At 47.0% G+C, this 13,301-nt stretch carries 13 protein-coding genes and 1 riboswitch; of the genes, 9 read left to right on the forward strand and 4 right to left on the reverse strand.

The features are described 5' to 3' along the window. The first annotated feature begins 88 nt into the window (after window positions 1–88). The gene (locus tag J3B89_RS13500) at window positions 89–1,855 is read left to right on the forward strand and encodes an N-acetylglutaminylglutamine amidotransferase (protein ID WP_215398123.1); all 1,767 of its coding nucleotides are present in this window, start codon (window positions 89–91) and stop codon (window positions 1,853–1,855) included. Window positions 1,856–1,921: 66 nt separating this feature from the next. On the opposite strand, the gene J3B89_RS13505 is transcribed toward J3B89_RS13500, so the two are convergent. Continuing rightward, window positions 1,922–2,374, reverse strand: coding sequence for a ferritin-like domain-containing protein (locus J3B89_RS13505; protein ID WP_215398124.1), 453 nt, complete (start codon window positions 2,372–2,374; stop codon window positions 1,922–1,924). Window positions 2,375–2,733: 359 nt separating this feature from the next. Here J3B89_RS13505 and J3B89_RS13510 point away from each other — a divergent pair, with 359 nt between their 5' ends. The 7 genes from J3B89_RS13510 (at window position 2,734) to J3B89_RS13540 (ending at window position 9,713) form a co-directional block, all read left to right on the forward strand. Further along, window positions 2,734–3,786, forward strand: coding sequence for an aldo/keto reductase (locus J3B89_RS13510; RefSeq protein ID WP_215398125.1), 1,053 nt, complete (start codon window positions 2,734–2,736; stop codon window positions 3,784–3,786). A 199-nt stretch (window positions 3,787–3,985) separates the two neighbouring features. Continuing rightward, the gene (locus tag J3B89_RS13515) at window positions 3,986–5,194 is read left to right on the forward strand and encodes an MFS transporter (RefSeq protein WP_215398126.1); all 1,209 of its coding nucleotides are present in this window, start codon (window positions 3,986–3,988) and stop codon (window positions 5,192–5,194) included. Between the two features lie 146 nt (window positions 5,195–5,340). Further along, a riboswitch (cyclic di-GMP riboswitch) is annotated at window positions 5,341–5,436 on the forward strand. A gap of 83 nt (window positions 5,437–5,519) precedes the next feature. Further along, window positions 5,520–5,885 (forward strand): hypothetical protein, encoded by a 366-nt coding sequence (locus J3B89_RS13520; protein ID WP_215398127.1) that lies wholly within the window; start codon window positions 5,520–5,522, stop codon window positions 5,883–5,885. Window positions 5,886–6,010: 125 nt separating this feature from the next. Further along, window positions 6,011–6,733, forward strand: a complete 723-nt coding sequence (locus J3B89_RS13525) for a DUF4328 domain-containing protein (RefSeq protein ID WP_215398128.1) — start codon at window positions 6,011–6,013, stop codon at window positions 6,731–6,733. A gap of 25 nt (window positions 6,734–6,758) precedes the next feature. Further along, the gene (locus J3B89_RS13530) at window positions 6,759–8,237 is read left to right on the forward strand and encodes an SEL1-like repeat protein (protein WP_215398129.1); all 1,479 of its coding nucleotides are present in this window, start codon (window positions 6,759–6,761) and stop codon (window positions 8,235–8,237) included. Between the two features lie 90 nt (window positions 8,238–8,327). Beyond that, a complete protein-coding gene (locus J3B89_RS13535; protein WP_215398130.1) occupies window positions 8,328–9,203 on the forward strand; it encodes a DMT family transporter in 876 nt (291 codons plus the stop codon). An 81-nt stretch (window positions 9,204–9,284) separates the two neighbouring features. Continuing rightward, window positions 9,285–9,713 (forward strand): CBS domain-containing protein, encoded by a 429-nt coding sequence (locus J3B89_RS13540; protein WP_215398131.1) that lies wholly within the window; start codon window positions 9,285–9,287, stop codon window positions 9,711–9,713. A 35-nt stretch (window positions 9,714–9,748) separates the two neighbouring features. Here the strand turns inward: J3B89_RS13540 and J3B89_RS13545 are convergent, their stop codons facing one another. The 3 genes from J3B89_RS13545 to soxR form a co-directional block, all read right to left on the reverse strand. Further along, window positions 9,749–10,834, reverse strand: a complete 1,086-nt coding sequence (locus tag J3B89_RS13545) for a fatty acid desaturase family protein (RefSeq protein ID WP_215398132.1) — start codon at window positions 10,832–10,834, stop codon at window positions 9,749–9,751. 11 nt (window positions 10,835–10,845) lie between these two features. After that, window positions 10,846–11,895: a flavin reductase family protein gene (locus J3B89_RS13550; protein WP_215398133.1), complete on the reverse strand. Its 1,050-nt coding sequence runs from the start codon at window positions 11,893–11,895 to the stop codon at window positions 10,846–10,848. A 259-nt stretch (window positions 11,896–12,154) separates the two neighbouring features. Continuing rightward, window positions 12,155–12,598, reverse strand: coding sequence for a redox-sensitive transcriptional activator SoxR (soxR, locus tag J3B89_RS13555; protein WP_215398134.1), 444 nt, complete (start codon window positions 12,596–12,598; stop codon window positions 12,155–12,157). 215 nt (window positions 12,599–12,813) lie between these two features. Here soxR and J3B89_RS13560 point away from each other — a divergent pair, with 215 nt between their 5' ends. Then, window positions 12,814–13,254, forward strand: coding sequence for a VOC family protein (locus J3B89_RS13560; RefSeq protein WP_215398135.1), 441 nt, complete (start codon window positions 12,814–12,816; stop codon window positions 13,252–13,254). The last annotated feature ends 47 nt before the right edge of the window (window positions 13,255–13,301 follow it).

Below are 13,301 nucleotides of genomic sequence, written 5' to 3' on the forward strand. Positions count from 1 at the left end.
CCTGATGATGCTGTCAGATAGCTGAAATTCAGCGCCGGCCGGGTTTGTTAAAACCTGCTGCCATAAGCAATAAATGCAGAGGGTGAGTATGTGTGGAATAGCAGGAGAAATAAGTTTTCAGGGTAAGGCATCAACACATTATGTTGATGCAATGTTAGATGTGTTGGCTGTACGTGGGCCGGACGGCAGGGGGCTGGCAGCGCAGGGTAATGTTTGTTTTGGCCACCAGCGGCTTAGCGTTATTGATTTAACCGCAGCCGGGGCACAGCCAATGCATGATGCCCAGCTTGGCTTGACCATAGTATTTAACGGTTGTATTTATAACTATAAAGCCTTGCGCCACGAGTTGGAGCAACTGGGGCATCAGTTTTTTTCTACCAGCGATACCGAAGTTATTTTAAAAGCCTATGCCCAGTGGCAGGAGCACTGTATGGCGCGCTTTAATGGCATGTTTGTCTTTGCCATCTGGCACCGCGACAACAACAGTACCTTCTTTGCCCGCGACAGGCTGGGTATTAAACCCTTGTATTATCACCATAACGGTAACGGATTCTGGTTTTCATCTACCTTACCATCGTTGCTCAAATGCGCAGAAGTACCCCGCCAGCTTAACCCGTTGGGCGTACATCAATATATGTCATTCCGGGCAATTGTTGGTACTGATACCTTGTTTAGCGGTGTGCATAAGCTGCAGCCGGGGCATTGGTTAAAAGTTAGCGCGCGGGGGGATATACAGCAGGGCCGTTACTGGCAATTGCATGCAACAACAGACGATAACCAGCGTAGTGAGCAGGATTGGCAACAGGCATTGAAAGAGGCTTTATTTAACAGTGCCAGGCGCCGGCTGGAAGCCGATGTACCGGTGGGGGTGCTGTTATCCGGAGGGCTGGACTCGTCGTTACTGGTTGGTATGCTTAGCGAGTTGGGGCAAAAGCAGTTGCATACCTTTTCTATTGGTTTTGACAATGTGGCAGAAGAAGAGGGCAATGAATTTAAGTACTCAGATATTATTGCCAGCCACTACGATACCCGGCACCATAAAATTTACGCCAGGCATACTACCTTGCTTAACTATTTGCGCCCCTGCATTGAGGCGATGTCAGAGCCGATGGTAAGCCATGATGTAATTGGCTTTTATTTGCTGGCGCAAGCGGTAAGCCAGCACATTAAGGTGGTGCAAAGTGGGCAGGGGGCTGATGAGGTATTTGCCGGTTATCACTGGTATCCGCCAATGACAGAAGCCACTGACAGCAATGCGGCACAGTGCTACGCCGATGCATATTTTTCCTGGGACGAGACGCAGTTAACACAAGTGCTGGCACCTGAATATTGCCAGCGTAACTATTCACTCAGCTATATTCAGCAGTATTTTGCCGGTTGTGATGCGCAGTTGCCGGTAGATAAAGCGCTGCTTCTGGATACCACCGCTATGCTGGTAGATGATCCGCTGAAACGGGTAGATAACATGACCATGGCATTTGGCCTGGAAGCACGGGTGCCGTTTTTGGATCATGAATTAGTCGAGCTGGCGTTTCAAATGCCGCACCGGCTGAAATTGCGTGACGGTGGGAAATATTTGCTAAAACAGGTAGCCCGGGAAATTATTCCGGCTGATGTTATTGACCGGCCCAAAGGTTATTTTCCGGTGCCGGCGCTGCGTAAAATGCAAGGTGAATATCTGCAACTGGCTAAAGAGATATTCAGCCAGCCGGTAGCGCGCCGGCGCCGGTTGTTTAATATGGATTACATTGACACCATGTTGGCAAAGCCTGAACAGTTCAGTGGCCGGTTTGGTTCAAAGTTGTGGCAGGTTACGTTATTAGAAATGTGGCTACAGCAGCATAATATTCAGTAAGCTGATAGCAAAGCCCCGCTGGCGTTAACCGCTGGCGGGGCTTATAAAGGCAGTTAAATTACCATTTTAATGACGCGTTGCCTTTTTCAAAGCACGCATTTCATCATGACATTCCTGCATGGTTGCCATAGATTGCAATAGCGCTGCTTCAAACTGTGGAGGCTGATTTTCTTTCAGCGCAGCTCTGATTTCTTCGAGAGTTTTATCTTCAACTTCTTCCAGCTGGCTGATATAGGTGTGATCTTTGTCAGACGACATAGCACCAATAACTTTGGTATACACTTTGCGGGCTTCAACTGAAAAGGCTGAACCTTCTTCGCGCTTGCCATCTTCCTGCACGGCAAATGGCTGTAAGCGTTCTTTTACCATACGGCGCGCATTTAGCATGCGATCAAAAAACTGAGCCAGGTGCTGATCTTTAACTTTTTCTTTCGCATCGCCGTAAAACTCAATGCCGCTGTTAAGTACCTGAATAATATCAGATACATGCTTCATTTCTGGTGTGTTTAACTGTGCCATAGTTAGGTTCTCCTTAATTGAGTGAAAACTTCAGCGGTAACCAGTATTGGTCAACCGGTGGTGAACGTGTCCAGGCAGCAGGACAATAATGCAGGTGCAGTATATGGGCCAGCCTGAAAAACAGGCCCAAAATGACGGGGTTGTGTCATCTAGTTTGCTGATTAATATGGCTTTATTTTAATGTTTGCCGTGTGTGGAAAGCTGGCAGTTAACGCCAGGCCCTAACTGCCAGCAGCATTAATTTCCTATTTTAGTTAACAAACAGGTAATTTTTACCTCCAGGTTGCCTGCACTTTACTATTGGGCTAAGGTGCCGCTCAGGTTACCACTGCCGGTGAACAAAAGATAAAGAGGTCGTTATGCAATATGCCGTTTTGGGTAGCAGCAAGCTTAAGATATCACGGGTGTGTTTAGGCAGTATGACCTGGGGTTGTCAGAACAACCAGACCGATGCTGACGAGCAGATTAACTACGCGCTGGCGCAGGGCGTTAATTTTATTGATACCGCTGAAATGTATGCCATTCCTCCTTCGGCTGACACTTATGGCAGCACTGAGCGTATTATTGGCAACTGGCTTAGCCGTAACCGCAGTAAGCGCAATGATATTGTGCTGGCAAGTAAAATGGCAGGCAATGGCCTGGCACACGTGCGCGGTGGCAGTGATATGACACCGGCTACTTTACTGCAAGCAGTAGATGCATCACTGCAGCGTTTACAAACCGACTATATAGATTTATATCAGTTGCACTGGCCTAACCGGGTGTCGCCACATTTCGGTAAACATGCGGTTGGCCGCATTGGTTTTTCTGCCGTTAACGGCGGGCAACACACTGAGCAGATGCTGGGTTTGCTACAGGCACTGGATAGCTGTGTCAAGGCGGGCAAAATCCGCTTTTGTGGTTTATCAAACGAAACGCCCTGGGGGATTAGCCAGTATTTGCAGTTAAGCACGCAGCATAATTTACCCCGCATGGTATCTATACAGAATGAATTTAGCCCGTTGCATACCAAAGACTGGCCCTATTTGATTGAGCAGTGTGTACACGAAAATATCGCCTATCTGCCCTGGTCGCCACTGGCCGGTGGCGCAATAAGCGGTAAGTATCTTAATGGTGCCCGTCCGTCCGGCACACGCTGGAGTATGTTGCAGCGCAACGGCTTATTTCGTGATACGCCGCAGTCAAACAGTGCTATTGCTGCGTTTACGGCACTGGCACACAGCCACAGTATATCGGCACCAGCGCTGGCACTGGCCTGGGTTAACCAGATAGATGGTGTGAGTTCTACCATTATTGGCGCTACCAGCATGGCTCAGCTGCAACAGAATATAGCAGCATTTAAATTGCAGTTAACCGCTTCGGTATTAGATGATATAGCACTGTTTTTACAGCAATACCCGGCACCGTTTTAGCACTGAGTTACCTTAAAAGGCCGCATTCCCAGCCGGGATATCAGCTTTAAGATGACAAACAAAAACAACGGCACGGAGCTTTGCTGACTGCTGTCGTAAATACCGCAGCCAGGCGGCAACCTGGCGCTTGGCAATGTTCCGCTAATGATGCTGTGGTATATACTGGCCGCCTTTTTTGCTAACCGCTTGCCGGAGAATTATGACAAGCGTTTCTAAGGCCGGTGCGTCTGGTGCTGTTGTACCTGCGGTATTAGCCGTTCCCGTTGTGGCAGCAGTGAGCTTTGTGCATCTGCTTAACGATCTGATCCAGGCGGTACTGCCGGCAATTTATCCTATGCTGAAGCAGCAGTATCTGCTTAGTTTTGCCCAGATTGGTCTGATCACGCTGATTTTTCAAATTACAGCGTCATTATTACAACCCGCTGTAGGTTTTTATACCGATAAGCATCCTAAGCCCTGGTTATTACCGCTCGGTATGGTATTTACGCTACTGGGTCTGGTTATGCTAAGCCTGGTAACCAGCTTTGGCATGTTATTGCTGGCATCTGCCATGATTGGTCTGGGCTCGTCTACTTTTCATCCTGAGGCTTCAAGAGTGGCCCGTATGGCTTCCGGCGGGCGCTATGGTTTGGCGCAGGCGGTGTTTCAGGTGGGGGGGAATGCCGGTTCGGCCCTTGGGCCATTACTGGCTGCACTGATTATTATTCCACGCGGGCAGGGCAGCATAGGCTGGTTTTGTTTGTTCGCTATAGTGGGCATAATGGTGCTGCAGCGTGTGAGCTGCTGGGTTATTGCCTCACATGCCACAGCACATAAACGCAGCAGTGTGGCTGCTGATAATGGTTTATCGCCACGGCAAACCAAACAGGCATTGCTGGTGCTGGCCCTGCTGGTGTTGTCAAAATACGCATATATGACCTGTCTGAGTAATTTTTACACCTTTTATCTGATTGAAAAGTTTGCTGTGTCGGTGGCTGACTCACAGTTATTTTTGTTTCTGTTTCTCTCTGCAGTGGCGGTAGGTACCGTAATTGGTGGCCCGGTAGGTGACAAAATCGGCCGCAAGCCGGTGATCTGGGTGTCTATTCTGGGCGCAGCACCGCTAACCTTGCTGTTACCCTACAGCAATCTGTATGGCGCTGCTGTGTTAACGGTACTGATAGGCCTGGTTATGTCGTCGGCGTTTTCTGCCATTATCGTGTTTGCGCAGGAACTGGTACCTGGCAACATTGGTATGATCTCGGGCATTTTTTACGGCATGATGTTTGGCTTTAGTGGCATTGCCGCTGCTGTGCTTGGCATAGTGGCCGACGCCACCAGCATCACCTATATTTTTAAGCTTTGTGCCTGGTTACCGCTGCTGGGCATGCTGGCAATATGGCTGCCGGATATGCGGCGCAGCCAGTGATTCCGTTACTTATGCAATTTTCATTTTGCCTTGTAATACGGTAACTGGAGTCTTTAAAAATAACTTGTCAATTTGTAATTATTTGTATAGCTTCAGAGTGTTCAGCTTGAGTTCACACTTTGTTAAGTGCTTCTTCACAGGCTAAGACAATTAAAGGGCAAACTGTACCGAAAGGGCAGGACGCAAAGCCACTGATCTAAAAACTTTTTTATGAAAAGTGCATGATGGCAGTGGTTGCATTCGCTTAGCTATGTATCTTGGATATATTTCAAACGCCTTTGATAAAAAGGATGTTTCCTAAGCAGTTTCCCCTTAAAAACAGGCTATGAATTATTTTGAGAGAAATATGAGACTAATCATTATTGTAACTACCGCTTTAACATTGGTTGCATGCAGTAGTAAACCATTTATATCTACTGCAGAGCATCAGGATAAGCTTAAACAGCGCTGTATATCGGCATTAGTTGACGAGCTGAAGCAGGATCAGGCTGCTAATAACAGATGTAACCACAACGCCATGATGAGTATGCACCTCGCCAAAAGGTTGTATGAAACTGGTGCTGATTCCGACTATACCCAGTGTAAAACCTTACATGCTGAAAAAGAGCAGATTGATGAATGTTTTAAGGCAAGGCAGTTAAAATATTACGACAACTGGCTCAGCATGCCCCCGGTAAAACTCGCTAAGTGAGGCTCGATTGGTGAGCGTGATACTTCAGTTTCAGGTCATTATAAACCCGGACAAAATTGACGGCTGATTTTATTGAATTTAACTGAAACTCAATGATGTCAGTACCTTGCCGCTAAGGATATATTGTGAACACTGTAAATTCGGGTGTCAAAGACGCCTCAGCTTTAACCCGTTGGGTCAGGTATTGTTTATATGCGCAGATAGTTTTAGCCATTATTGCCATGTTTTCCGGCTGGCTCGAATATCAGCTATTACAGAATTTTCAGCAGGGTTTTTACAGTTCTGAGCAAGCAGCAACTGCTGATGCTATAGCCAATGACGCTCGTCAGAGGGTTGTGGGTCTCCTATATTTAGTTGTTTTTATTGTTTCAGGCTTTCTTATTCTGAAATGGATACACCGGGTTAGCTACAATGCAAAGCAGCTGACCAACATAACCATGGAGTTTTCTCCGGGATGGTCTGTTGGTTGGTTTTTTATTCCCGTGTTTTCTTTGTGGAAACCATATCAGGCAATGAGCGAAATATGGCAGGTTAGTGAATCACCCCAAAATGTTTCTTTAACAAGCAGTTCTTTGATTCTACCTTTATGGTGGTTTTGCTGGTTAGTAAATAATTTTTTTAGCCAGTATTTATTCCGGCAGATGAGAAAAATGGACAATATGCCGCTGCCGGAATTGCTGAATTTGAACCTGCTTGGCCAGGCAGGCGAGATAATTACTATTGCTCTGGCTGTTGTAACATTAATACTGGTTAATCGGATCTATCAATTCCAGCAACGGGCGATTATCGCGGCGAAAGAGCGATCAGCCAACGAACTGCAGCAAGCAAATGTAGCCGTCGGGTTTTAAATGTCGCGTTAAAACAGGAACAAGCATGCGGTATGAAAGAGAGGAAATGCAACAAGCTTATACCATGCTTGTTCAGCAAGAAAAGCCAATATTGGCTCTTTTGGCAGCTGTTATTGGATTAGTACCGGCAACATTATTTCTGGTTCTGATGGGACAATATTTCATTATGAACCTTATTGTTGCCTGCTTTGTGTTTCCGGCAATCGCCGGGCTGTTTGCCAGGTATGTAGGGCGTTTATATTCCTCAGCTGCCCGAATTCCCGTGATGCTGATCGTCGGATTGACATACATCGCTTTGGGGCTTCTGTTTCAGGCTAAGGTTATGTGGTTTTTGGCTACACCGATACCATTCGGAGTGGCATTTGTGACCAGTAAAAAGTCTCTGACACAGCTCGAATTACTTGCCATAAACGAACATTCAATTAAACCTTTTCAGCTTAAAGAAGCATCAAGCGTCAGAAAAGCTGCACTGCCTTTACTCGTGCTTTTTTCCTTACCTGTTCAGGCATATTTATATTTTTTGCTGCCGGATAATGCTTGTTTAAATAGTATCGAACAAAATAATTATGCATCTGTTACTGAAAAATGTACTTTGGGTATAGCTGGCTCTCTTAGGAATTGGTTGGCGGGTAATGATCCGGCATCAGGCCACAAGTACGGAGCCTATTACTCACCGACAGAAGAAGCCAGTTTGATAAAAGCTAAAGCAGAAGCAGGTGATATACAGTTTCAAATTCTTTGGTGGTCAATTGTTGACGAAGCATATCGGCTTGGAACGCAGGCAGAGCAATTTGTTGGCACTGTTCAATATGAAAATGATGCCAGATTTTGGCGACATAAAGTGGCTTTACTTGGTCATCGTCCTGCAGTTGAAAAAGAATTAGCCATCTATTCTTCCCTGATACAACACCTCAGAGCTGAAGATTTTAAACAACAAGCCATCGCGTTTTCAAAACAGCTTGTGTCGTTAAAGATAGCAGGGGCAGATAACCTTGCAGTAGCAGCTGATAAAATTGTTACCCAAAGCGATATTAGGCGACTTTATCATACACAATTGGCAAATCCTGAAGCATTGTCATTCGATGAGTCAGACAACTTGTTGTATGCCGTCGAGAATGGAGAGTTTCACTATAATATACATGACTTTAATGAACGCTATCCAAATACGGGATACTACACCGGCAGTATTCAGGTTGAAGTTGACGAAGATAAAGCTCTGGAAATCCTCAAGGTTATGTCTGTTAAATTTCAAAATGCTGATGCGTCATACAAAGTGTTTAATAAACTACAAAGCAACAGCGAGCTGGCAGTTGCCTTTTTAGAACTGGCGGCTAAACAAGGGCATGTAGAAGCAGCAGCACTTCTTGGTAAAATACGGTATTGTCAAAACAGCAAGATGGAAGGGTTAAGTTGGCTTAAAAAAGCCGCTGAACTGGGAAGTAAAGTTGCTTTTGAGCAGCAAAAGGAGATTGGTTTAACCCGAAACCTTAGTGTGTGTGGTTAAGCCTGATCCTTTTGAAAAAACGCGTTTTGCCACTGCCTGAAACTACAACCCGGATGTACAATAGCGTACTGTCAATCCCGGTGCTTTTTTATGTCTGCTTCGTCTTTATCTAACGTCGATAACCCGCTGCGTGGGATTTTATGTATGCTGCTGGCTGTGGCGTTATTTGCTGCTATGGACGCCGCGATGAAGTCGTTAACTCCGTATTACAGTGCAATGCAAATTGCCTGTTTGCGCGGGGCTTTGGCCTGGCCTTTGGTGGTAGTTTGGCTTGTTAGCAGTGGCCGGCATAAAACCCTGCTGAATACGCGCTGGAGCCTGCATATTTTGCGGGCGGTATTGGGCGTTACCATGCTGTGGGCTTTTGTGTTTAGCCTGCAAAGCCTGGCGCTGGCTGAAGCCTATACCATCTTCTTTACCGCACCGCTGTTAATTACTGCTATGTCAGCATTCTGGTTAAAAGAATATGTGGCACCACGGCACTGGGTGGCCATTGCCATTGGCCTGATCAGCGTGTTGTTTATGCTACAGCCCGATGGCGATAAGCTGATTAGCTTTGGTGCCTTAATGGCATTGCTGGCAGCGTTTTGTTATGCGGTATCAGCGATAACAGTACGTATTCTGGGCCGTACAGAAGGTACCGGTAATATGGTGTTTTGGTTAATGACACTGTTATCACTCGGAGCCGGCGTTTTGGCATTGCCAGACTGGCAGCCACTTCGCAGCGAGCTGTGGTTAAGTTATGTACTTATTGGTATTACCGGTTTTGGCGGCCAAATTGCCATTACGCAGGCATTTAAAGTAGCACCGGCAGCCTTGATAGCGCCCTTTGAATATACGGCGCTGTTGTGGGGCATAGGCTTTGATATCTTGCTGTGGCAGTTGTATCCGCAGTTTTCCACTCTGGCCGGTGCGGCAGTTATTATGCTAAGCGGCCTGTATTTGTTGTGGCAGCACCGAAGGTAGCGGGCTGGCAATGCCGCTGAAAAGCGCTATAGTCTTGCCATTTACAATTAATTATTACAGTGGCTTAGCCAAAGGTGTGTAATGCTAAATGTAGCCCAGCTAATGAGCATTAAGCCGGTTAGCGTATCGCCGGACGATACATTATCGGTGGTAAAGCATATTTTTGATCATGTTAAATTTCATCATGTGCTGGTGGTGGAGCACGGCATTTTGCTGGGAGTGTTATCTGACCGTGATTTATTTAAAGCCTTAAGCCCGCATATTGGCACAGCTGCAGAAACACCGCGCGACCTGGCTACCTTAAATAAAAAAGTACACCAGGTTATGCTGCGCAAGCCGGTTACCCTGCAGCCACAGGCAAAAATAATGGATGCTATACATCTGTTTAACACCGAAGGTGTATCCTGTATTCCTGTGGTAGACAACCAGAACAGGCCGCAGGGTATTTTAAGCTGGCGCGATATTATCCGCACGCTGGACAGAACCGATAAACGTACTGCGCACACCTGACAAAGTATCTGCACGAAACGGTTCAGTAGCTTTTTCTACAATGCCTTTACTGCTTTCTCACCACCCGGTAGTGAATAGCGCATAATGCGCAAAAATACCGTGCTGTACTGGCGCACAAAGCTACCGGTATTATAAGGGATGCCGTATTTAGCAGCGATGGCCTGCACTTGTTTTGCCATAGCCGGGTAGTGCCGCGCCGGAATATCGGGGAACAGGTGGTGCTCTATCTGGCAGCTTAAATGGCCGGTTAAAATATGCAGCCAGGTGGGGCCGGTAAAGTTAGACGAGCCCAGCATCTGGCGGTAATACCACTGGCCACGGCTTTCAGTTTCACACTCTGCGGCACTAAATACATACACTTCTTTGGTAAAGTGGCCGCAAAAAATTACTGTTGAAGTCCATAAATTGCGCAGTAAATTAGCCAGCAAATTACCCGTTAGCACCCACAGCCACATTGGTCCGGCGATTAGCGGGAAAAATACATAGTCTTTAATCAGTTGGCGCGCACCCTTGCCAAAAAAGGCCTTTTTCAGCTCGCTATCGCTAACTTGTGAATGGCGCTCAAGCTTCTTTTTACCAAAGAATACCCGCTGCGCGGCTAACTCGTGATACGACACCCCCCACTGAAACAACATACTTAGCAGCAGGTAAGTGCCGCCTTGCCATAAGTTACGCAGTCGCCAGCGAAAATCGTTGCTTAAACGCAGCAGGCCGTAACCAAAGTCGCGATCTTTACCAATAATATTGGTGTAAGTATGGTGCTCAAAGTTATGTGTACGTTGCCAGGAGCCGGCATCGCAGGCAATATCCCACTCGTAGCGTCTTGAATGCAGCACCGGATCATTCATCCAGTCATATTGACCATGCAGCACATTGTGGCCAATTTCCATATTATCGAGAATTTTTGCCAGTGCTAACAATAATACACCTGCCAGCCACAGCCAGGGCGTAATAAAACCCAGCACCAGTAAAATACGCCCGCTAAGTGCGCTTAAACGCTGCGTTAGCAATACACGGCGGATATAGCGTGCATCAGCCTCACCCAGTTGCTGTTGCACCTGCTGTTTTACGCTATCGAGCTCGTGCGCCAGCGTAGTAAATTGTTCGGTGGTTAGTTTCATCAGAGGTCCTGTTATAGCTTAATCACTAATTCGGTTACCGGCTGGCTTACACACAGCTGAATTTGTTCAGTACCGTGGCCGCTGAGTGCACCGCTGCGTAAATCGCGTACCTGGCCGGATACTTTGTCACACACGCACTGAAAACATACGCCCATACGACAGCCAAAACGCGGCCTAAGGCCTTGTTGCTCTGCACTTTGCAATAAACTTTGTTGTGGGTTTAGTGTTACCTGGGTGCTGATACCGGCGCGGATAAAGCTGGCGGTTAACTGCGTGGTATCTGTGGTGTGCTCTGCCGGTGCCGGTATTACCAAACCAAACTGCTCTTGCTGGATTTGCCTGGCATTCACGCCGCTGTTAGTAAGCGCTGTGCGTACCTGCTGCATAAAAGCCGCCGGGCCGCACAGATAAAACTGCTTGTTGCTGCTGTTAGCAATAAGCTGTTGTTGCAGTGTTTCAGCAGGTTCGGTACGGCTGTCAGATAACGTTAAGGTAAATAGCGGTTGGCGTGTGGCAAGTTGTTGCAGGTCGCTTAACAAGGCTGCGTTTTCTGCCCCGCGGCAACGGTAAAATAAGCTTACCGGCGCCATCCAGTGACGCTGGCTTAACAGCATGGCTGCTACAGGTGTAATACCAGAGCCCGCCGCTACAAATACTACGGCTGCAGCCGGTTGCTGCCAGACAAAATTACCCTGCGCTTCACTGATATTAACTACAGCGCCATTTTTTAGCTGGTTTAATAGCGGCGTAAATTCACCATTGCGGTTAATTTTGCAGCACAGCTGTAGTTGGCGCTGGCTTTGCCACAGGCTAAGTGGCGAGCAAATACTAAAAGGCCGGCTGATATAGCGGCCATTGTGTTTGAGTGTCAGCACCACATGCTGGCCCGGCACAAAGCCAGGCCAGCGGCCGGATACACTAAAGTTAAGCTTTAACATATCTGCGGTTTGCCATTGGCGGTACAGCAGACGGGCACGGTACTGGCCCGGTAAAAAGCCCGGTGCCAGGCACTGTAACAGTGGCAGAAAGTACAGGGTTAACGAACTCTGATTGCCCAGCATTAAACAAAAGTTGCGCCAAAGGCGCGATAAAAATGGTTTCACTACAGGATCACATACCAGTTAATTTCAGCGCACAGTTGTACACTAAAATATCTGGTTTGGCCAGTTTGTTCTAGGTAGGTTTAATAATTGTTCTATTAAGTTTTTGAATATAAATAAGTTAAACTTTATACTTTTCTTACCTCAGAGTTGTTTCAGTGAACAGTTGTACACTTAATGCTGCTGCATGGCTGCGTCAGCTGTCTTGCGACACAAGGCGTTACTCTGTTTGCTCCAGGATCACCGGCCCGGTGCCTTGCGTAGCTAAAACATCATCCGGGTTATACAGCGGGCATTTGCTCATGCTCAGGCAGCCACAGCCAATACAGCCTGTCATGTAATCGCGCAGTTTTTGCAGGTAGGCAATACGTGCATCCAGCATTTGCTGCCAGTTGGTTGATAACAGCTGCCAATCTTCCACAGTAGGCGTGCGGTTATCGGGCAGAGACAAAAAAGCCAGCTTTATTTCCTCCAGGCTAATACCAACTTTTTGTGCCGCTTTAATTACTGAAATACGCCGCAGTACTTCCGGTTTGTAGCGGCGTTGATTGCCATCATTACGCCAGCTTTTAATCAGGCCCTTTTGTTCGTAAAAATGCAGTGTACTTACTTTAACACCACAGCGTTTGGCGACACGCCCGACACTCAATGTTGCTTCTGTCATCTCAAGCCCCTTCATTTTTCTGCCATTTTTTTCAAAAAAACACTTTACCTTAACTTAGGTTAAGGTTTTAACCTGCTGTCAGTTTAATTGCAAGGAGATAAGACATGAGCACTTTACCGGACAACTCAGAGCCGCGCTGCAACAGCTTTTTGTGTCAGTTTTTCCGACTGTTCAACCGCACTATGCAGAATAAATAACCTGATTAGGAGATAACTATGTATCTGGAGCATGTGAACCTGGTGGTGGCTGATATTGATGCCATGCTGCATTTTTACCGTGCTGCTTTCCCACACTGGCGTATTCGTGATGAGGGGCGGGGCGAATGGTATGGCAAGCCGCGCAAATGGCTGCACTTTGGTGACGATTATCATTATTTAGCACTAAGCGATCACGGCGAAGGCCAAAACCGCGAGCTGGCGGGGCATAGTGTTGGCCTGGCGCATTTTGCTTATGTTACTAACAACCTGAATGCCGTTATCGCCAGACTGAATACCGCAGGTTTCGCCATTGCCAAGCCTGGCACTGACGAGCCTTACCGTAAAAACATCTACTTTGTTGACCCGGCCGGATTTGAGGTGGAGTTTGTTGAGTATCTAAGTGATATACCGGCCGAGCGCAACTTAAATCAGGAAAAAGCACGTAAGGAGGCAGTATGAAAATTCTTGCTTTTGCCGCCAGTAATAATCCGCAATCTATTAACCAG

The organism is Rheinheimera oceanensis, from assembly GCF_018831085.1.
GTDB lineage: Bacteria > Pseudomonadota > Gammaproteobacteria > Enterobacterales > Alteromonadaceae > Alishewanella > Alishewanella oceanensis.

Bases quoted from the DNA above. Each gene is read 5' to 3' on its own strand.
- J3B89_RS13500 (WP_215398123.1), top strand. From the start codon at position 89: ATGTGTGGAATAGCAGGAGAAATAAGTTTTCAGGGTAAGGCATCAACA.
- J3B89_RS13505 (WP_215398124.1), bottom strand. From the start codon at position 2,374: ATGGCACAGTTAAACACACCAGAAATGAAGCATGTATCTGATATTATT.
- J3B89_RS13510 (WP_215398125.1), top strand. From the start codon at position 2,734: ATGCAATATGCCGTTTTGGGTAGCAGCAAGCTTAAGATATCACGGGTG.
- J3B89_RS13515 (WP_215398126.1), top strand. From the start codon at position 3,986: ATGACAAGCGTTTCTAAGGCCGGTGCGTCTGGTGCTGTTGTACCTGCG.
- J3B89_RS13520 (WP_215398127.1), top strand. From the start codon at position 5,520: ATGAATTATTTTGAGAGAAATATGAGACTAATCATTATTGTAACTACC.
- J3B89_RS13530 (WP_215398129.1), top strand. From the start codon at position 6,759: ATGCGGTATGAAAGAGAGGAAATGCAACAAGCTTATACCATGCTTGTT.
- J3B89_RS13535 (WP_215398130.1), top strand. From the start codon at position 8,328: ATGTCTGCTTCGTCTTTATCTAACGTCGATAACCCGCTGCGTGGGATT.
- J3B89_RS13540 (WP_215398131.1), top strand. From the start codon at position 9,285: ATGCTAAATGTAGCCCAGCTAATGAGCATTAAGCCGGTTAGCGTATCG.
- J3B89_RS13545 (WP_215398132.1), bottom strand. From the start codon at position 10,834: ATGAAACTAACCACCGAACAATTTACTACGCTGGCGCACGAGCTCGAT.
- J3B89_RS13550 (WP_215398133.1), bottom strand. From the start codon at position 11,895: ATGCTGGGCAATCAGAGTTCGTTAACCCTGTACTTTCTGCCACTGTTA.
- soxR (WP_215398134.1), bottom strand. From the start codon at position 12,598: ATGACAGAAGCAACATTGAGTGTCGGGCGTGTCGCCAAACGCTGTGGT.
- J3B89_RS13560 (WP_215398135.1), top strand. From the start codon at position 12,814: ATGTATCTGGAGCATGTGAACCTGGTGGTGGCTGATATTGATGCCATG.